Source organism: Georgenia ruanii (genome assembly GCF_009193175.1).
GTDB lineage: Bacteria > Actinomycetota > Actinomycetes > Actinomycetales > Actinomycetaceae > Georgenia > Georgenia ruanii.
In genome coordinates this window covers 1-18,660 of the sequence record NZ_VUKE01000008.1, presented here as the reverse complement: position 1 = coordinate 18,660, position 18,660 = coordinate 1, and the positions used below count along the sequence as shown (strand labels likewise).

At 74.6% G+C, this 18,660-nt stretch carries 17 protein-coding genes; 15 read left to right on the top strand and 2 right to left on the bottom strand.

What is annotated here, in order from left to right:
• The 5 genes from tatC (at position 1) to GD880_RS09330 (ending at position 7,536) form a co-directional block, all read left to right on the top strand.
• Positions 1 to 798, top strand: coding sequence for a twin-arginine translocase subunit TatC (gene tatC / locus GD880_RS09350; protein ID WP_226909517.1), 798 nt, complete (start codon positions 1 to 3; stop codon positions 796 to 798).
• Positions 795 to 1,877, top strand: coding sequence for a diacylglycerol/lipid kinase family protein (locus GD880_RS09345; RefSeq protein ID WP_152231366.1), 1,083 nt, complete (start codon positions 795 to 797; stop codon positions 1,875 to 1,877). Before tatC ends, GD880_RS09345 begins: the two co-directional genes overlap by 4 nt.
• A complete protein-coding gene (locus tag GD880_RS09340) occupies positions 1,874 to 4,819 on the top strand; it encodes a DEAD/DEAH box helicase (protein WP_152231365.1) in 2,946 nt (981 codons plus the stop codon). The genes GD880_RS09345 and GD880_RS09340 overlap by 4 nt, the downstream gene beginning before the upstream one ends.
• 318 nt (positions 4,820 to 5,137) lie before the next feature.
• Positions 5,138 to 6,784, top strand: coding sequence for an apolipoprotein N-acyltransferase (gene lnt / locus GD880_RS09335; protein ID WP_152231364.1), 1,647 nt, complete (start codon positions 5,138 to 5,140; stop codon positions 6,782 to 6,784).
• Complete coding sequence (locus GD880_RS09330) at positions 6,781 to 7,536, top strand: polyprenol monophosphomannose synthase (protein ID WP_152231363.1); 756 nt, start codon at positions 6,781 to 6,783, stop codon at positions 7,534 to 7,536. The genes lnt and GD880_RS09330 overlap by 4 nt, the downstream gene beginning before the upstream one ends.
• A 113-nt stretch (positions 7,537 to 7,649) precedes the next feature.
• On the opposite strand, the gene GD880_RS09325 is transcribed toward GD880_RS09330, so the two are convergent.
• Positions 7,650 to 8,000: an RNA polymerase-binding protein RbpA gene (locus GD880_RS09325; RefSeq protein WP_152204365.1), complete on the bottom strand. Its 351-nt coding sequence runs from the start codon at positions 7,998 to 8,000 to the stop codon at positions 7,650 to 7,652.
• A 244-nt stretch (positions 8,001 to 8,244) separates the two neighbouring features.
• Here GD880_RS09325 and GD880_RS09320 point away from each other — a divergent pair, with 244 nt between their 5' ends.
• The 10 genes from GD880_RS09320 to GD880_RS20320 all read left to right on the top strand — a co-directional run bounded on the left by GD880_RS09320 (position 8,245) and on the right by GD880_RS20320 (position 16,030).
• Positions 8,245 to 8,847 (top strand): biotin transporter BioY, encoded by a 603-nt coding sequence (locus tag GD880_RS09320; protein WP_152231362.1) that lies wholly within the window; start codon positions 8,245 to 8,247, stop codon positions 8,845 to 8,847.
• Between the two features lie 25 nt (positions 8,848 to 8,872).
• On the top strand, positions 8,873 to 9,667 hold the full coding sequence (locus GD880_RS09315) for an alpha/beta hydrolase (protein WP_152231361.1): 795 nt from the start codon (positions 8,873 to 8,875) through the stop codon (positions 9,665 to 9,667).
• Positions 9,668 to 9,735: 68 nt separating this feature from the next.
• The gene (locus GD880_RS09310) at positions 9,736 to 10,131 is read left to right on the top strand and encodes a VOC family protein (RefSeq protein ID WP_152231360.1); all 396 of its coding nucleotides are present in this window, start codon (positions 9,736 to 9,738) and stop codon (positions 10,129 to 10,131) included.
• The gene (locus GD880_RS09305; RefSeq protein WP_152231359.1) at positions 10,121 to 10,951 is read left to right on the top strand and encodes a putative protein N(5)-glutamine methyltransferase; all 831 of its coding nucleotides are present in this window, start codon (positions 10,121 to 10,123) and stop codon (positions 10,949 to 10,951) included. Before GD880_RS09310 ends, GD880_RS09305 begins: the two co-directional genes overlap by 11 nt.
• Positions 10,952 to 11,030: 79 nt before the next feature.
• Positions 11,031 to 11,471 carry a CHRD domain-containing protein gene (locus GD880_RS09300; RefSeq protein WP_152231358.1) on the top strand — a complete coding sequence of 147 codons (441 nt, stop codon included), beginning with the start codon at positions 11,031 to 11,033 and terminating at the stop codon, positions 11,469 to 11,471.
• Between the two features lie 280 nt (positions 11,472 to 11,751).
• Positions 11,752 to 12,135 (top strand): DUF1801 domain-containing protein, encoded by a 384-nt coding sequence (locus GD880_RS09295; protein ID WP_152231357.1) that lies wholly within the window; start codon positions 11,752 to 11,754, stop codon positions 12,133 to 12,135.
• A 100-nt stretch (positions 12,136 to 12,235) separates the two neighbouring features.
• On the top strand, positions 12,236 to 12,685 hold the full coding sequence (locus GD880_RS09290; protein WP_152231356.1) for a helix-turn-helix transcriptional regulator: 450 nt from the start codon (positions 12,236 to 12,238) through the stop codon (positions 12,683 to 12,685).
• A gap of 5 nt (positions 12,686 to 12,690) precedes the next feature.
• Positions 12,691 to 13,101 carry a VOC family protein gene (locus GD880_RS09285; RefSeq protein ID WP_152231355.1) on the top strand — a complete coding sequence of 137 codons (411 nt, stop codon included), beginning with the start codon at positions 12,691 to 12,693 and terminating at the stop codon, positions 13,099 to 13,101.
• 147 nt (positions 13,102 to 13,248) lie between these two features.
• Complete coding sequence (locus tag GD880_RS09280; protein WP_152231354.1) at positions 13,249 to 15,636, top strand: ATP-binding cassette domain-containing protein; 2,388 nt, start codon at positions 13,249 to 13,251, stop codon at positions 15,634 to 15,636.
• A 223-nt stretch (positions 15,637 to 15,859) separates the two neighbouring features.
• A complete protein-coding gene (locus GD880_RS20320; RefSeq protein ID WP_193314439.1) occupies positions 15,860 to 16,030 on the top strand; it encodes a hypothetical protein in 171 nt (56 codons plus the stop codon).
• Positions 16,031 to 16,164: 134 nt separating this feature from the next.
• On the opposite strand, the gene helR is transcribed toward GD880_RS20320, so the two are convergent.
• Positions 16,165 to 18,309, bottom strand: coding sequence for an RNA polymerase recycling motor ATPase HelR (helR, locus tag GD880_RS09275; RefSeq protein ID WP_152231353.1), 2,145 nt, complete (start codon positions 18,307 to 18,309; stop codon positions 16,165 to 16,167).
• Positions 18,310 to 18,660 lie beyond the last annotated feature (351 nt).

Here is an 18,660-nt window from a genome sequence, read left to right as displayed (position 1 = left end):
GTGAGCGCGAAGGCTCGCGCACGCTCCCGCAAGAAGGACCCCGAGGGGCGGATGCCCCTGGGCGACCACCTGCGCGAGCTGCGCAGACGCATCATGTGGGCCGCCCTCGGCATCATCGTCGGGGCCGTCGCCGGCTGGCTGCTGTACGACCCGCTGCTCGGCGCGATGACCGCCCCGCTGAACGTCATCACCGAGCGCGGCGGCGAGGCGGCGCTGAACTTCGGCACCGTCGGCTCCGCGTTCGACCTGAAGATCCAGGTCTCGATCTTCCTCGGGCTGTTCATCGCCAGCCCGTGGTGGATCGGCCAGCTGTGGATGTTCGTCACCCCGGGCCTGACCCGGATGGAGCGCGTCTACTCGCTCTCGTTCATCCTCTCCGGCGCGGTCCTCTTCGTCGCCGGCGGCGCGATGGCCTGGTGGATCCTGCCGCACGCGGTGGAGATGCTGACCTCCTTCACCCCGTCCATGGCACTGAACCTCATGGACGCGCGCACCTACTTCAGCTTCTTCATGCGCGTGATCCTCGCCTTCGGCTGCGCGTTCCTGCTGCCGGTGATCATGGTCGGGCTGAACTTCCTCGGCATCGTCTCGGGCCGCACCTACCTCAAGGCCTGGCGCTGGGCCGTGCTCGGCGCGTTCGTCTTCGCCGCCTTCGCCAACCCGCTGCCCGACGCCTGGTCGATGATCGCCATGGCGGCGCCGATCTGCACCCTGTACTTCGGGGCGGTGGGGATCAGCTTCCTGCGCGACCGGCGGGTCGCCAAGCGGCGCGCGGCCGACGCCGCCACCGACCTGTGAGCGCGGCCGCCGGCGGCGCGCGCACCGGCCGGGTCGGGCTCGTCGTCAACCCGACCTCGGGCAAGGGCCGGGGCGCGAAGGTCGCCGCCCGGGTCACCACCGGGCTGGCCCGCGCCGGCCTGGAGGCGATCGACCTGTCCGGGCCCGACGCCGAGAGCGCCGCCGCCCGCGCCCGCAGCGGGCTGGTGCGCGGCCTCGACGCCCTGGTGGTCGTCGGCGGGGACGGCATGGTCCACCTCGGCGTCAATGTCGTGGCCGGCACCGGTGTGCCGCTCGGGATCGTGGCCGTCGGCTCGGGCAATGACGTCGCCCGCGACCTGAACCTGCCCGTGCACGACGTCGACGCGGCGATCGTGCTCATCGCCGAGGCGCTGGGCAAGCCGCCCGGCGCTGCCGCTGAGGCGCCGGGGGAGGTGACGGGCCCGGCCCGTGCCGCCGGCCTGCCCGCCGCGGACGCCGGCCTGCCCGCCGCCGGGGGCGCCGCCGGCGCCGCGCCCGGCCGGGCCACGGTGCGCGCGCTCGACGCCGTCGCCGTCTCCCGCCCCGGCGGCCCGGTCGAGCGCTGGTACATGGCGGTGCTCTCCTGCGGCATCGACGCCGCCGTCAACGACCGCGCCAACAAGATGTCCTGGCCCGCCGGCGCCGCGCGGTACGTGCGCGCCCTGATGGTCGAGCTGGCCGCGTTCGAGCCCTTCGGCTACCGGGTGACGATGGACGGGGAGGTCTGGCAGGGCGCCGGCACCCTCGTCGCCGTGGCCAACACCCGCAGCTTCGGCGGCGGCCTGCTCATCGCCCCGGACGCCGCCCTCGACGACGGCCTGCTCGACGTCGTCATCGCCGACGGCCTGACCCGCACCGAGCTGCTCGCCGTGTTCCCCCGCCTCTACCGCGGCACGCACGTGCGCCACCCGGCGATCCGGGTGCACCGCGCGCGCAGCGTGCTCATCGAGCCGGCCGCCCGCTTCGGCGCCGCCCCGCCGGTGGCGTTCGCCGACGGCGAGCGGCTGGACACCCTGCCGCTGCAGTGCGACCTGCATCCGGGCGCCGTCAGGGTGGTGGCACGTACGCTCGGGGCATGACCTCCTCGGCAGAAGACACGCGTTCGCCGGCGCAGCGGTACGCCGCCGCCCGGCGCCGCCGGCAGGCCGAGCACAGCGAGCTGGGCCGGTTCCGCCGGGGGCTCGAGTTCGAGCTCGACGACTTCCAGGTCCGTGCGTGCGAGGCGGTGGAGTCCGGGCACGGCGTCCTCGTCGCCGCGCCCACCGGCGCCGGCAAGACGGTGGTGGGGGAGTTCGCCGTCCACCTCGGCCTGGCCACGGGCCGGAAGACCTTCTACACCACGCCCATCAAGGCGCTGAGCAACCAGAAGTACCTCGACCTGATCGCCGTGCACGGCAAGGCCAGCGTCGGGCTGCTCACCGGGGACACCACCATCAACGGCAGCGCCCCCGTCGTGGTGATGACGACCGAGGTGCTGCGCAACATGCTCTACGCCTCCTCGCCAACCCTCGACGGGCTCGGCTTCGTGGTCATGGACGAGGTGCACTACCTCGCCGACCGGTTCCGCGGGCCGGTGTGGGAGGAGGTCATCATCCACCTCGACGCCGCCGTCCAGCTCGTCTCGCTGTCCGCGACCGTCTCCAACGCCGAGGAGTTCGGCGAGTGGCTGACCATGGTGCGCGGCAACACCGAGGTCATCGTCTCCGAGGTGCGCCCGGTGCCGCTGTGGCAGCACATGATGGTGGGCAACCGGCTCTACGACCTGTACTCCTCGCACGTGGACCCCGCCGACGTGCGGGCCGACCCCCCGCTCAACCCCGACCTGCTCGAGGCCATCCGCCGCGCCCGGCGCACCGGCAGCGCCCGCGCCGTGCCCGGCCGCGGTCCCAAGAACGTCCAGCGCGGCGGGCGGGGCAGCCGCCACCACCGCGGCGGCGGCCGCGAGGTGGCCCGCTTCCCCGGGCGGGTGCGCCCGGCGCCCCGGCCGGTGGTGGTCGAGCGGCTGGACCGGGAGGCGCTGCTGCCCGCGATCGTCTTCATCTTCTCCCGCGCCGGCTGCGAGGCCGCCGTCCAGCAGACCGTGGCCGCCGGGATCCGCCTGACGACGGCGGCCGAGGCGGCCACCATCCGGGAGGTCGTGGAGGCCTCGTGCGCGGCCGTGCCGCCCGAGGACCTCGCCGTGCTCGGCTTCGAGGCGTGGGCCAACGCGCTCAAGCGGGGTGTGGCCGCCCACCACGCCGGTCTGCTGCCGGTGTTCAAGGAGACCGTCGAGCAGCTCTTCGCCGCCGGGTACGTCAAGGTCGTCTACGCCACCGAGACCCTCGCCCTGGGGATCAACATGCCCGCCCGGTCGGTGGTCCTCGAGTCCCTGGTGAAGTGGAACGGCAGCGCGCACGTCCAGCTCACGCCGGGGGAGTACACCCAGCTGACCGGCCGGGCCGGGCGCCGCGGCATCGACGTCGAGGGGCACGCCGTCGTCGTGTACTCCGACGAGATCGACCCGGTCGCCGTCGCCGGGCTGGCCTCCCGGCGCACCTACCCGCTGCGCTCGGCGTTCCACCCCACCTACAACATGGCGGTCAACCTCCTCGGCGCCCTGCCCTACGACCAGGCCCGCGAGGTCCTGGAGACCTCCTTCGCCCAGTTCCAGGCCGACCGCGGCGTCGTCGGCATGGCCCGCCAGGCCCGCAAGCACGCCGAGGCGGTGACGCAGTACGCCGAGCAGATGCGCTGCCACATGGGCGACTTCACCGAGTACGCCGAGCTGCGCCGCCAGATCAAGGAGCGCGAGGGGGCGCTGTCCCGCGAGCGGTCCCTGGCGCACCGGCGCGAGGCGCGCCGATCGATGGAGGGGCTGCCCCGCGGCACGGTCGTGGGCTACAGCCGCGGGCGGCGCACCGCCCACGCCGTCGTGCTCGAGACGTTCGACGGCGGCTTCGACGGGCCCGAGCTGCGCGTCCTCACCGACGAGCGGCAGGTGCGCACCTTGACGAGCACCGAGCTGCCGCACGGGGTCAGCGCCGTCGGCAGCGTCCGGGTGCCCAAGAACTTCAACCCGCGCAACCCGGCCCAGCGGCGCGACCTGGCCTCCTCGCTGCGCAACGCCCTGAGCGAGGGCCGCCTCGCGGACGCGCCGGGCCGGCCCGGGCGCGGCGGGGGCGGCCACGGCGGCGACGCCGAGCTGTCCCGGCTGCGCGAGCGGCTGCGCGCCCACCCCTGCCACGGCTGCTCGCACCGGGAGGACCACGCCAGGTGGGCGCAGCGGTGGGAGCGGGCCAAGGAGGAGCAGGACCAGCTGCTCGCCAAGATCCAGCGGCGCACCGGCTCCATCGCCGAGGACTTCGACCGGGTGTGCGCCGTGCTCGCCGAGCTGGGCTACCTCGGCGACGGCCCCGCCGGCGCGACCGACGGCCCCGCCGGCGCCGCCGAGGGCACCGCCGGCGCCGCCGAGGGCACCGCCGGCGCGGCGCAGCCGGGGGAGCGCGGCGCGCAGCCGCCGGCGTGGCGGGTCACCGAGGACGGGCGCTGGCTCGCCCGGCTGTACGCCGAGAAGGACCTGCTGCTGGCCGAGTGCCTGCGGGCGGGCGTGTGGGACAAGCTGAGCCCGGCCGAACTCGCCGCGGTGGTGTCCACCACCGTCTACGAGGCCCGCAGCCCCGAGCAGCGCGGGCCCGGTCCGATCCCGGGCGGGCGGCACGGTCGGGTGGGGCAGGCGCTGGGGGAGACGACGGCGATCAGCTCCCGCCTGGCCGAGCTCGAGCGGCTGCACCACCTGCCGGTCACCGAGCCGGTGGACCTCGGCCTCGTCGGGGCCGTGCACCTGTGGGCCTCGGGCGCCCCGCTCGCGGACGCGCTGCGCGCCGCCGAGCTCGGCGCCGGGGACTTCGTGCGCTGGTGCAAGCAGGTGCTCGACGTGCTCGACCAGCTCGCCACGGCCGCGCCGAGCGCCCGGCTGGCGCAGCGGGCGCACGAGGCGATGGGCCTGGTCCGCCGCGGCGTCGTCGCCTGGTCGAACGTGTGATCCGGGGGCACCGGGCGACACGCCGACGACACGCCGGCCGGTGCGCGGCGGAGTGCTGTGGCCTTGCTCTCCACTCGGCAAAACCGGTCGGACGGGTGCTTGTCGTAACCCCCGCCGGGGCGCTAGTTTCGTGCCCTGACCCCCGCCGAGCAGGCCTCCGCCGCGGCACCGCGCTGCGCATGGCACGTTCCGGGAAAGCAGTGCCAGACCCGTGCGCCCGTTAGAAAACGGCTGACCTCGTCGCGAGACGGGGCAGCCGGTCCGAAGGGTGCGCGGGTCTGGCGCTGTGCGGGAGGGCAGCGCACCTAGACTGTCTGGGTGCGCCCCGCCCCTCCCTCCCGCCGGTGGACCGTGCTGCTCGCCGGCGCCGGCGGGCTCGCGACGGAGACGGCGTTCCCCGACACGTCCTGGTGGCCCATGGCCTACCTGGGCGTCGCCCTGCTCCTGCTCGCCCTGCGGCGCGACTCCGCGCGCTGGGCCTTCGTCGTCGGCACGGTCTGGGGGCTGGGGTTCTTCCTCCCGCACCTGTGGTGGGCCAACGAGGCGGTGGGCGAGCCCATCGGCTGGCTCGCCCTGTCGGTGGCGGAGGCGGCCGCGATCGGATGCTTCGGCGCCGCGTGGGTCTGGGCCCGGCGGGCCGGCTGGCTGCGCGACCGCCCCTGGCTGCAGGTCCTGGTCGTGGCGGTGCTGTGGGTGGCCGTCGAGCAGGTCCGCGGCCGGTGGCCCTTCGGCGGCTTCCCCTGGGGCCTGCTGGCCTTCTCCCAGACCGACGCCCCCCTGCTGCGCCTGGCCCCGGTGGGCGGCACGCCGCTCGTCAGCGCGGTGGTGGTGGTCGTCGGGGCGCTCCTGGCGATCGTCCTGGCCGAGGCGCGCCGGCTACGGGTCGGCACGGCGAGCGCGGCGTTCGTCGGCGTCGTCGCCGTGACGTTCGCGCCGTGGCTGGTGCCGCTGGGCGTCAGGCCGGAGGCCGGCACCCTGCGGGTGGGCGCCGTCCAGGGCGACGTGCCCACCCGGGGCGCGGAGGCGATGTCGCAGGCCGAGGCGGTGGCCGCGAACCACGCCGCCGGCACCGAGGCGCTCCTCGACAAGGTCGCGCCGGGGGAGCTGGACCTCGTGCTCTGGCCCGAGAGTGCCTCGGACATCGACCCGCGCACCCACGCCGGGATCGGCGCCGCGGTCGACGGCGCCGCCCGCGCCGTGGGGGCGCCCGTCCTGCTCGGCACGCAGCGGTTCCTGCCCGACGTGCGCTACAACGACTACATCCTGTGGGAGCCGGGGCGGGGCAGCGCGGTCAGCTACACCAAGCAGCACCCGGTGCCCTTCGGGGAGTACATCCCCTACCGCGACTTCTTCCGGCGCATCACCGCCGCCGTCGACCTCGTCGGCACCGACATGGCGCCGGGCACCGGGACGGCCCTGGTGCCCGTGGAAATCGCCCGGCTGGGCCGGACCGTGCCGATCACCACGGCCATCTGCTTCGAGGTCGCCTACGACGACCTGATCCGCGACTCGGTGCGGGCGGGCGGTGAGCTCATCGTCATCCCGACCAACAACGCCTCCTTCGGGCACACCCAGGAGTCCACCCAGCAGCTGGCGATGTCCCGGTTCCGCGCCGTCGAGCACGGCCGCGCCGTCGTCCAGGTCTCCACCGTCGGCGTCAGCGGCATCATCAGCCCCAACGGCGTCGTGCGGCAGTCCACGGGGCTGTGGACCCCCGCGCAGATGATCGACACCCTCCCGCTGCGCACCTCCCTCACCCTGGCCGACCGGCTGGGGGCCTGGCCCGCGCTGGCCGCGAGCGTCCTGGCGGTGCTCGCCGTCGCGGCGGGACTGGCGACCTGGCTGCGCGAGCGCCGCGGCGTGCGTGCCGCCGCCGGACGTACCGGGGCCGGGCGTGCCGCCGCCGGGCGTGCCGGGGCCGGGCGTGCCGGGGCCGGCCGGGTGCCCGCGCGAGGTCGCCGATGAGAACGCTGGTCATCATCCCCACCTACGAAGAACGCGACGCCCTGCCGCGCACGCTCGCCCGCACCCGTGCCGCGGTGCCCGGGGCGGACATCCTCGTCGTCGACGACAACAGCCCGGACGGCACCGGCGAGCTCGCCGACGCCGCCGCGGCGGCCGACCCGCGCGTCAATGTCCTGCACCGGGCCGGCAAGGAGGGCCTGGGACGCGCCTACGTCGCCGGGTTCGCCTGGGCGCTCGGGCGCGACTACGACCTGGTCGTGGAGATGGACGCCGACGGCTCGCACCCGCCCGAGCAGCTGCCGCTGCTCCTCGAGCGCGCGGCCCTGTCGGACGCCCCGGACCTCGTGCTCGGCTCCCGCTGGGTGCCCGGCGGCGCGGTGGTGAACTGGCCCGGTCGGCGCCAGGCCCTCTCCCAGGGCGGGAACCTCTACGTGCGCCTCGCCCTCGGGGTACCCGTCCACGACGCGACCGGCGGGTACCGGGTCTACCGGGCGGCGACCCTGCGCCGGCTGCCGCTGGCCGAGATCCAGTCCCAGGGCTACTGCTTCCAGGTGGACATGACCTGGCGGGTGCACCGCGCCGGCGGCCACATCGTCGAGATGCCCATCACCTTCGTCGAGCGCGCCGAGGGGCGGTCCAAGATGAGCCGGCAGATCGTGCTCGAGGCGCTGTGGCGCACCACCGCCTGGGGCCTGGCCCATCGCGGGCGGCAGCTGCGCGGGCTGCTCACCGGCCGACCCTCGCCGCGCTGAGGCTACGCGCCGTCCGGCCGCCGCCCGGCCGCGCCGCACAAGCCAGCCCCGGGACGCGAAACGGCCCGCCCGGTCCAGCAGGACCGGGCGGGCCGTCTTCCGCCGTGGGCGTCTCAGGCGCTACGACGACGCAACTCGCCGCTGCGCAGCAGCTGCAGCCGCTCCTCCAGGAGCGCCTCCAGCTCGGGGATGCTGCGCCGCTCGAGCAGCATGTCCCAGTGGGTGCGCGGCGGCTTCACCGGCTTCTTCGGCTCGGGCTTGGTGGCGTCCAGCAGGAGCGCCTCCTTGCCGCACTTGCACTCCCACACCGGTGGCACCTCGGCGTCGACCGAGAACGGCAGCTCGAAGGTGTGCCCGTCGGGGCAGTTGTACTGCGCCTTGATCCGGGGGGCGAACTCCACGCCCTCGTCCGACTCCATGCTGTTGGCGCCGATCTTCATGCCACGCAGTGAGCGCTCTGCCATGTGCATCTCCCTCGCTCGGAAACTCCCGGCGGCCTGGTCCACGGCAGCCGGATGCGGGGGCCAGTGCTCAGGCCCACCACCCGCGTTGTCTGATGGGTCCAACGCAACGCCCGCCCGGTCTGTTCCAGGACGGATGTGAAGGTGTTGTGACGCTCGTCAACCTGCGGGACGGACCAGCATGCCGCACCCGCGCGCTGGTGCGGCATGCTAGGACCCTGTTGATCCCGTCACGTCAGGAGTGCCCATGAGCGTCACCACCGTGTCCGTCCGTCCCGTCCTCGCCGACATCCTCCCCGGCGGCACGCAGACCGCCCGTCGCGCTGTCGGGGCCCGCGACGTCGCGCTCGTGCTCGGCGGCGCCGCCTTCGTGGCCATCGTCGGCCAGGCCGTGGTGCCGCTGCCGTTCACCCCGGTGCCCCTGACCCTGGGAACCTTCGGGGTCCTCCTCGTCGGCGCCGCGCTCGGGCCGGTGCGCGGCGCGGCGAGCATCGCCGTCATGCTGCTCGCCGGCCTCGCCGGCGCACCGGTGTTCGCCGACGGCACCAGCGGCTGGGCCTTCGCCTCCTTCGGCTACGCGGTGGGTTACCTGCCCGCGGCCGCCTGCCTGGGCTGGCTCGCCCGACGTGGCGGGGACCGCTCCCCGTGGCGCACGGCGCTGGCGGCCGTCGCCGCGACGGCGCTCGTGTACCTCGTCGGCGTGCCGTGGCTCATGGCGTACCTCGGGGTCGGCCTGGCCGCGGGACTCGCGCTCGGCGTCGTGCCGTTCCTCGTCGGCGATGCGATCAAGGCCGTCGCCGCCGCGCTGCTGCTGCCCGGCACCTGGCGGCTGCTCGGCGAGCGGCGCTGACCGCCCGGCGGGGGCGGGGGCCGGCATGGCGCTGGTGCGCTGCGACTTCTTCTCGGAGGTGCTGGGCCTGGGCACCTCGATGACGGTGCTGCTGCCCCAGGCGGCCACCGGCCAGATCGGCCTGACCGGCACCGCCCCCGCCGGCCCCCCGCCCGTGCTCTACCTCCTCCACGGCCTCAGCGACGACGCCACCACCTGGGTGCGGCGCACCTCGATCGAGCGCTACGTCGCCGGGCTCGGACTGGCCGTCGTCATGCCGCAGGTCGGGCGCAGCTTCTGCGTCGACGAACGGCACGGCAACCGGTTCGGCACGTTCCTGACCGAGGAGCTCCCGGAGATCGTCGCCGGCTTCTTCCGTGTCTCCACCCGCCGGGAGGACACCTTCGTCGCCGGTCTGTCGATGGGGGGCTACGGCGCGATGCGCTGGGCCCTCACCCGCCCGACCCGCTTCGCGGCGGCCGCCAGCCTCTCCGGGGTGCTCGACCTCGCCGCCGCCGCTCGCGCAGACGCCGGCCGAGCGGAGCTGTATGCGCGGGTCTTCGGCGACGGGCCGCTCGCCGGCAGCGAGCACGACCTCCTCGGGCTGCTCGCCCGGGCCCGCGACCGGGCGGTGCACCTGCCCCAGCTGTACGCCTGCTGCGGGACGGACGACCCGCTCCTCCCCGGCAACGAGACGTTCCGCCGGGTCGCCGCCGAGGCCGGCGTGGAGCTGGCATACGACGCCGGGCCCGGCGGGCACGACTGGGCCTACTGGGACGCCAAGATCCAGGACGTCCTGGCCTGGCTGCCGCTGCGCCCGGCCACCGCGGCGCCCCACTGACCGCACACCCGCAGGAGCGCGGCCCGGCGCCGCCGCCCTCACCGCCCAAGACCTGAGAGGGGGTCCGCGTGTCGCACGTGGCCCTGGTCAACGTCCTCGTCCGCGACTACGACGAGGCCATCGCGTTCTACACCGGCGCCTTCGGGCTGCGGCTGCTCGAGGACAGCCCACAGGGCGGGGGCAAGCGGTGGGTCGTCGTCGGCTCGCCCGACGACGGCGCCGGCCTGCGCCTGGCCCTGGCCACCCGGCAGGCGCAGCGCGCCCGGGTGGGCAACCAGGCCGGCGACGGCGTGGGCTTCTTCCTCCACGTCGAGGACTTCGACGCGACCCTGGAGCGGGCGCTGGCGCACGGCGCCGTCGCGACCGAGGAGCCGCGTCAGGAGCCGCACGGGCGGGTGATCATCCTCGAGGACCTGTACGGCAATCGCTGGGACGTCATCGAACCGGCACCGGATGAGCGCTGACCGCCCGGCACGTCCAGAAAGCCGGCCGGGCTCCGTGGCCGCACGACCGGGCGCTCCGACCGCGGTCGGGGTCGTCGCCCGGCTGCGCGCCGCCGGGTGCGTGTTCGCCGAGGACGAGGCTCGGCTGCTCCTCGCGGCGGCCGAGGACGCCGGGGCCCTGGAGGCCCTGGTGGCCCGCCGGGTGGGCGGGGAGCCGCTGGAGCGGGTGCTCGGCTGGGCCGAGTTCTGCGGGCTGCGGATCGCGGTCGAGCCGGGGGTGTTCGTGCCGCGCCGGCGCACCGAGCTGCTCGTGACCGAGGCGCGCAGGGGATGGCACGCCGGCGCCGTCGTGGTGGACCTGTGCTGCGGCTCCGGGGCCGTGGGCGCCGCGCTGGCGGCGGCGGTCGCGCCACTGGAGCTGCACGCCGTCGACGTCGACCCCGCCGCGGTCCGCTGCGCCCGCCGCAACCTCGCAGGCCGCGGGCACGTCTACACCGGCGACCTCCTCGCGCCGCTGCCCGAGCGGCTGCGCGGGCGGGTCGACGTCGTCATCGCCAACGCGCCGTACGTGCCCACCGACGCCCTCGCGCTCCTGCCGCCGGAGGCGCGCCTGTACGAGCCGCGGGCCGCGCTGGACGGCGGGCCCGACGGGCTGGACGTCCTCCGGCGCGTCGTGACCAAGGCGCCCCGGTGGCTGTCCCCGGGCGGGCGGGTGCTCGTGGAGACCAGCGAGCGGCAGGCGCCGGCGGTGGTGGCGGCCATGGAGGCCGCGCACCTGCGCGCCCGGGTCGTGCGCGACGAGGACCTGGGCGGCCTGGTCGTCGCCGGCCGGGGCGAGTGATCCACAGCCAGGACGGTGCGGGTTCGGCGGCAGGCGTAGCGTGACCTCACACGCCGACCGTCACGTGAGGGGGCTGCTCATGAGACGCGCACTCGCCGCACTGGCCGTGGCCGCGGCACTGACGGCAGGACCCGGCGCCGCGGCGGCAGAGGCGGCGCCGCAGGCGGGCAGGAGCCTGGTCGCCTCGCTGCACGGGCGGGACGTGGTGGGCCACCCGGGCGATCCCGACGGCACCGGTCGCGCCCGGATCACGGTCAACACCGCCCAGCGGCAGGTCTGCTACCGCCTTGACGCCTCCCGGATCGACGCGGCCACGCAGGCGCACGTCCACCGCGGCCGCGCGGGCGAGAACGGTGCGCTGGTCGTGACCCTCAAGGCCCCGCAGCGCGGACGCGCCACCGGCTGCGTGGGGGTGAGCCGGGAGACCGCTCGCGACCTGCTGCGCCAGCCCAACCTCTTCTACGTCGACGTGCACACCCGGCAGTACCGCGCCGGCGCGCTCCGCGGCCAGCTGCACTGACGCACGGACCGGACGCGCGGCGCCCGGCGCTCGGGATCCACGAAGCACGGCATCGGCCGGTCGAGGGGGGGTGTCCCGACGACGCCACACCCGCACTGGGGTTCGGCCACGCCGTCGCCGGTATTTCGGTGACAGCGCGGCCCGGTGCTGGGACGATCCGCGACAACGACGCCGTCGCCTGAAGGGCACGGCGCGGGGTGGTGTCGCCTCCCGTCCGTGACCGCGGCGGGCCGGGTGGCGACGCCGGGGGCGACGGGGTGTCGTGAGATGAGGAGGAACCATGGCCGTTCGGTCCGCCGACGTCGAGGCGTACCTGGCCGCCCTGGACCACCCGCTCAAGCCCGGCGTCGAGCGGCTGCGCGCCGCCATCCTCGCGTCGAACGACGAGATCACCGAGCGGGTGAAGTGGAACGCCCCGAGCTTCTGCTCCGCGGGCGTCGACCGGGCGACGTTCCGGCTGCGGCCGGGCGACCGCCTCCAGCTCGTCCTGCATCGCGGCGCCACGAAGCGGGACGACGGCGACAGCTTCCGGTTCGAGGACCCGTCCGGCCTGCTGGCGTGGGCGGCGCCCGATCGGGCCGTCATCACCTTCCGCGACCTCGACGACGTCGCCGCGAAGGAGACCGCCGTCGTCGACGTGGTGAACCGCTGGATGCGCGCCTGACCGCGGCGTGCGCCCGAGTGCGCCGGGCGTGCCCGGAAGGGCGGACCGGCCCGGGGGACCACGCTAGGCAACCGCGGCAGGGCGTGGGACCATCACGGACGTGACCGGCAGACCGGCGGAGGCGCAGCGCCTGCGCGACCTCGCGCTGCTGCGCCGCGTGCGCGACCGCATCGACCGCGAGTACGCCCAGCCGCTCGACGTCGAGGCGCTGGCCCGCGGCGTGCACATGTCGGCCGGGCACCTCAGCCGCCAGTTCCGGCTGGCCTACGGCGAGTCGCCGTACTCCTACCTCATGACCCGCCGCATCGAGCGAGCGATGGCGCTGCTGCGCCGCGGCGACCTCACCGTCACCGAGGTCTGCTTCGCCGTCGGCTGCTCGTCGCTGGGCACCTTCAGCACGCGCTTCACCGAGCTGGTCGGTGTGCCGCCCAGCGTCTACCGGCGCCAGGCGGCGCACGGGCCGGCCGGCATGCCGGCGTGCGTGGCCAGGCAGGTGACCAGACCGATCAGGAATCAAGAAGCCCGAGAGCCGGTGCCGCACCTAGCGTGAGGGCTATGAACCTCACCATTCACGCCAGCTTCCTCCCGCACGACGACCCCGAGGCCTCCCTGGCCTTCTACCGGGACGTCCTCGGCTTCGAGGTCCGGAACGACGTCGGCCAGGGCAAGATGCGCTGGATCACGGTCGGGCCGCCCGACCAGCCCGGCACCTCCATCGTCCTGGACCCGCCGGCCGCCAACCCCGGCATCACCGACGACGAGCGGCGCACCATCGCGGAGATGATGGCCAAGGGCACCTTCGCCATGCTGCTGCTCGCCACCCCGGACCTCGACGCCACCTTCGAGCGGCTGCAGGCCGGCGACGCCGACGTCGTCCAGGAGCCGACCGACCAGCCCTACGGCGTCCGGGACTGCGCCGTCCGCGACCCCGCCGGCAACCTCATCCGCATCCAGGAGGTGCGCTGAGATCCACGAGGCGCGCGGCGCCCACCGTCGGGTGCCGACGCGCGCCGTCCGACTCGCACCGCGAGCGCGCGGCGGCTGGTTAGATCGACCCGGCCGAGGCCGGCGGAGACCGCGGGCGACCCGCGGGGGGAAGAAGGAGACAGCACGATGACAGCCACGAGCACGGACACCCCGGCGCCGGCGCGGCACGCCGCCGACGTCCACGACCTGATCCGCGTGCAGGGCGCGCGGGAGAACAACCTCAAGGACGTCAGCGTCGAGATCCCCAAGCGTCGGCTCACCGTCTTCACCGGCGTGTCCGGCTCGGGCAAGAGCTCGCTGGTGTTCGAAACGATCGCCGCCGAGTCGCAGCGGCTGATCAACGAGACCTACAGCGCCTTCGTGCAGGGCTTCATGCCCACCCTCGCCCGGCCCGAGGTCGACATGCTCGACGGGCTCACGACGGCGATCATCGTCGACCAGGAACGGATGGGCGCCAACCCCCGCTCCACGGTCGGCACCGCGACCGACGCCAACGCGCTGCTGCGCATCCTCTTCAGCCGGCTCGGCCAGCCGCACATCGGCTCGCCCAACGCCTACTCGTTCAACATCCCCACCGTGCGGGCCAGCGGCGCGATCACCGTCGAGCGTGGCGCCAAGACGAAGGCCGAGAAGGCCACCTTCACCCGGCTGGGCGGCATGTGCCCGCGATGCGAGGGGATGGGCTCGGTCAACGACTTCGACCTCGCCGCCCTGTACGACGCCTCGAAGTCCCTCAACGAGGGCGCGCTCACGATCCCTGGCTACAGCATGGACGGCTGGTACGGCCGGATCTACCGCGGCTGCGGCTTCTTCGACCCCGACAAGGCGATCGCGACGTACACCAAGCGAGAGCTGCACGACCTGCTCTACAAGGAGCCGACCAAGATCAAGGTCGAGGGCATCAACCTCACCTACGAGGGGCTCATCCCCAAGATCCAGAAGTCGATGCTCTCCAAGGACGTCGACGCCCTGCAGCCGCACATCCGCGCCTTCGTCGAGCGGGCCATCACGTTCACCGTCTGCCCCCAGTGCGAGGGCACCCGGCTCAGTGACGAGGCCCGGTCCTCGAAGATCCGGGGGATCAGCATCGCCGACGCCTGCGCGATGCAGATCAGCGACCTGGCCGAGTGGGTCCGGGGCCTGGACGAGCCGTCCGTCGCGCCGCTCCTCGCGGGGCTGCGGCACCTGCTCGACTCGTTCACCCAGATCGGGCTGGGCTACCTCTCGCTCGACCGGCCGGCGGGCACCCTGTCCGGGGGCGAGGCGCAGCGGACCAAGATGATCCGTCACCTGGGCTCCTCGCTCACCGACGTCACCTACGTCTTCGACGAGCCGACGATCGGCCTCCACCCGCACGACATCGAGCGGATGAACCACCTGCTGCTGCAGCTGCGGGACAAGGGCAACACCGTGCTCGTCGTCGAGCACAAGCCGGAGACGATCGCGATCGCCGACCACGTCGTCGACCTCGGCCCCGGCGCCGGCACGGCCGGCGGCACCGTCTGCTACGAGGGGACAGTGGAGGGGCTGCGACGCAGCGGCACCATCACTGGGCGCCACCTCGACGACCGGGCCAGGGTCAAGGAGGCGGTGCGCGCGCCGTCCGGCACGCTCGAGGTCCGCGGCGCGGCGACGCACAACCTCAAGGACGTCGACGTCGACATCCCGCTCGGGGTGCTCTGCGTCGTCACCGGCGTGGCCGGATCCGGCAAGAGCTCGCTCATCCACGGCTCCGTCGCCGGCCGCGACGGCGTCGTCCTCGTCGACCAGGCGGCGATCGGCGGATCACGCCGGAGCAACCCGGCGACCTACACCGGCCTGCTCGACCCGATCCGCAAGGCCTTCGCCAAGGCCAACGACGTCAAGCCGGCCCTGTTCAGCTCCAACTCCGAGGGCGCCTGCCCCACCTGCAACGGCGCCGGGGTGATCTACACCGACCTCGGCGTCATGGCCACCGTGGAGTCCACCTGCGAGGACTGCGAGGGCAAGCGGTTCCAGGCGGCGGTGCTCGAGTACACGCTCGGGGGCCGCGACATCGCCGAGGTGCTCGCGATGCCGGTGACCGAGGCGGAGGAGTTCTTCGGCGCCGGCGAGGCCCGCCTGCCGGCCGCGTCCAAGATCCTCCGGCGGCTCGCCGACGTCGGCCTGGGGTACCTCAGCCTCGGCCAGCCGCTGACCACGCTGTCCGGCGGCGAGCGGCAGCGCCTCAAGCTGGCCACCCACATGGGGGAGAAGGGCGGGGTCTACGTCCTCGACGAGCCGACCATCGGCCTCCACCTCGCCGACGTCGAGCAGCTGCTGGGGCTGCTCGACCGGCTCGTCGACGCCGGCAAGTCGGTCATCGTCATCGAGCACCACCAGGCGGTCATGGCGCACGCCGACTGGCTGATCGACCTCGGCCCGGGCGCCGGCCACGACGGCGGCCGGATCGTCTTCGAGGGCACGCCCGCCGACCTCGTCGCCTCCCGCTCGACGCTGACCGGCAAGCACCTGGCCGCCTACGTCGGCGCCTGACCGGCGGCCCGAGCGTCCGGGGGCGCCTCTGCTCAGGCACCCCCGGCCCGGGACGTGGGGGAGCGGTCGCCGAGGCTCGCGCGCCACGCCCGGGCGACTCCCTGACCGGCGCTCCTGCCCCCTCAGGCGACGGCGTCTGCCACACTGGCGCCTTCTTCGGGTGCAAGGAGGCACGCGTGACACAGAGGCATGGATCGCCGTCGGCGTCCTCGTATCTCTGGTCGTGCTCTGGCTCGTCGTCGCCCTGCTGGGCTGGCGCAAGGCCCGCCGCGCCGGCCTCGCCGGGTACTGGACGGCCCGCACGGAGCCGGTGAGCCTGCACGGCGTGCAGGCCGCCGGCAGCGCGGGGGCCGCCGGGGGTGTCGACAGCGGGAGCGCCGGCGGGACCTGCTGACCTGGCGCGCACCCCGGGTGCGGACCGCCGGCGAAGGCCGCCGCGGGTTCCAGCGCCCTCAGGTCCCCCGGTGGCACGCCGCCCTCAGCTATTCCTGAGCACGCCGCCGGCAGGGACTCGTGCGCACGCCGCGCTCAGGGACTCGTGAGGACGACGAGCTGCTGCGTCGCTCGGGTCATCGCGACGTAACGGTCCACGGCACCCTCGATGCCCGTTCCCCAGGTGTCAGGAGCGACCAGGACGACGAGGTCGAACTCCAGACCCTTCGCCCGCTCGGGCGCCAGCGACCGAACCCGCGGCCCCTCCGGGACGGCGGGAGCGCCGATGACGCAGGCGACGCCGTCGGCATTCACGGCCAACCACCGCTCGAGGATCGCGCCCAGCTCAGCCACCGTCGCGTGCGCCACCGGCACGCCGGTGCTGCGGACGGAGGTGGGCACGTTGGCGTCCGGCAGCGCCGCCCGGATGACCGGCTCCGCCTCCGCCATGACCTCCTCCGGCGTGCGGTAGTTGATGCTCAGCGGGGCGACGGCGAGCTCGGCGAGGCCGATCCGCTCGAGCCGGTCCGCCCACGACTCCGCGAACCCGTGCCGGGCCTGCGCGCGGTCCCCGACGATCGTGAGACTGCGCGACGGGCAGCGGCGCAGCAGCATCTGCCACTCGGCATCGGTGAGCTCCTGGGCCTCGTCGACGACGATGTGGGCGAACGGGCCCGCGAGCCGGTCCGGTGTGGCGGTGCCGCGCGTCTCGTCCACCAGCGCGGCCTGGAGGTCCTCGCCCCGCAGCATCGACATGACCTGCATCTCGGTGTCGTCGGTCGCGATGAGATCGTCCACGACCCGGGCCATCTCCTCCCGCTCGGCGGCCATCGCCGCCTCGTGCCGGCGCCTGCGTCGCGCGGCCTCCGGGTCGCCGACCCGCTGGCGGGCCGTGTCCAGCAGCGGGAGATCCGACACCGTCCAGGCGTGCGGGTCCTCCCGCCGCAGCTTCGCGGCCTCGTCGCGGGTGAGCCACGGTGCGCACCTGCGCAAGTAGGCGGGCACGTCCCAGAGGTCGCCGACCACCTCGGCCGGGTCGAGCACGGGCCACGCCGCGTTGAAGGTGCGGACCAGGTCCCCGTTCTGCCGCAGCGAGCGGCGAACCAGCTCTGGCGGGACCTCCTCGTCGTCGCAGCCGTCGAGCAGGATGTCGAGCAGGGCGTTCCAGACCTGGTCGCGGGCCTCGTTGTGCGGCGTCCCCGGATCGGGCGCCTCGAAGGCCTCGGCCCAGTCGGCGGGGCTGAGCCAGATGTCCGACCACGGGGTCTCGACGAGGAGGCCCTCGGTCGGCGGCTCCTCGTACAGGCGCACGGCCGGCTCGATCGCCCCGATCATCCGGGCCGAGGACTTCAGGCGGGCGACCGCCGGGTCGGCCTCGGGCAGGGCGGCGGCCCCCTCGGGCACGAGGTCGCGCACCGTGCACGTCCGCACGCCCTCTTCGCCCAGGCTCGGGAGGACATCCGCGATGTAGGCGAGGTAGGGCTCGTGGGGCCCGACGACCAGCACGCCGCCGTGCCGCCGCAGGTGCGGCTCGGCGTAGAGCAGGTAGGCCGCGCGGTGCAGGGCCACGACCGTCTTGCCCGTACCCGGGCCGCCGTCGACCACGAGCGCCCCGCGCGACCCCGCACGGACGATGGCGTCCTGGTCGGCCTGGATGGTGGCCAGCACGTCCCGCATCCGGGGCGACCTGCTCGCGCCGAGGCTGGCGATGAACGCCGACTGGTCGTCGAGGGCGTGCCCGGCGAACGCGTCGGCGGTGAACACCTCGTCCCAGTAGTCGCTGACCCGGCCACCGGCCCAGCGGTAGCGCCGACGGCTCGCCAGGCCCATGGGGTTGGCGTGGGTGGCGCCGAAGAACGGCGCGGCCGCGGGGGAGCGCCAGTCGACGAGCAGGCGCCGGCCCTCCCCGTCGGTGAGGCCGAGCCGTCCGACGTACACCGGCGCGGCACCGTCCTCGGCTGGGACCATGCGCCCGAGGCACAGGTCCAGGCCGAAGCGGCGCAGGGTGCGCAGCCGGCTGCTCAGGCGGTGGATCTCCTGGTCGCGATCCAGCGCCTGCTGGCCGGTCCTGCCGGGCTTCCGGCGCTCGGCGTCCAGACGGGCGGACAGGTCCTCGACCGAGCGCTCCAGGCTGCGGGCGATGGCCGCGAAGTGGTGCTCGTCCGGGGTGATCAGCCCGGGGTCGGCCTTGGCGGCGAGGTGGTCGGGCAGGTCGAACGCGCTTGTCGTCACGGGGGACACGTCATCAGCTCCGGTCAGCGAGGGGCCGCCGTCGGCCCTGAGCCGGAGATTCTGCGGCAGCACCGGGGCCTTGCCGCAAGCCCCCCGGTGCGCTATACGTTGAAAGTGGCAGGGAGGCGGTGCTCGCGTCCCGCACGGGTTGCGCCAAATCTGGCCTGATCGCCCGCGCCGCTGACCCGGGCCTTCGCCGTCGCCGCGACCTGCCGGGCCGCCTGGTTCGACACCTAGGAGCGTGGGTCGGTAAGGGCATGGCGACGCGCTGACCGCGGTCATTGGGTCGGTTCGCGAACATCGTGAGTGCTCGAGGCGGTGAGGGCGGTCCTGGCAGGGCGGTCATGGCCGGGAGGGCCG

Bases quoted from the DNA above. Each gene is read 5' to 3' on its own strand.
- GD880_RS09280 (WP_152231354.1), top strand. From the start codon at position 13,249: ATGACAGCCACGAGCACGGACACCCCGGCGCCGGCGCGGCACGCCGCC.
- GD880_RS09305 (WP_152231359.1), top strand. From the start codon at position 10,121: ATGAGCGCTGACCGCCCGGCACGTCCAGAAAGCCGGCCGGGCTCCGTG.
- GD880_RS09285 (WP_152231355.1), top strand. From the start codon at position 12,691: ATGAACCTCACCATTCACGCCAGCTTCCTCCCGCACGACGACCCCGAG.
- GD880_RS09340 (WP_152231365.1), top strand. From the start codon at position 1,874: ATGACCTCCTCGGCAGAAGACACGCGTTCGCCGGCGCAGCGGTACGCC.
- GD880_RS09295 (WP_152231357.1), top strand. From the start codon at position 11,752: ATGGCCGTTCGGTCCGCCGACGTCGAGGCGTACCTGGCCGCCCTGGAC.
- GD880_RS09300 (WP_152231358.1), top strand. From the start codon at position 11,031: ATGAGACGCGCACTCGCCGCACTGGCCGTGGCCGCGGCACTGACGGCA.
- GD880_RS09320 (WP_152231362.1), top strand. From the start codon at position 8,245: ATGAGCGTCACCACCGTGTCCGTCCGTCCCGTCCTCGCCGACATCCTC.
- GD880_RS09315 (WP_152231361.1), top strand. From the start codon at position 8,873: ATGGCGCTGGTGCGCTGCGACTTCTTCTCGGAGGTGCTGGGCCTGGGC.
- GD880_RS09330 (WP_152231363.1), top strand. From the start codon at position 6,781: ATGAGAACGCTGGTCATCATCCCCACCTACGAAGAACGCGACGCCCTG.
- GD880_RS09325 (WP_152204365.1), bottom strand. From the start codon at position 8,000: ATGGCAGAGCGCTCACTGCGTGGCATGAAGATCGGCGCCAACAGCATG.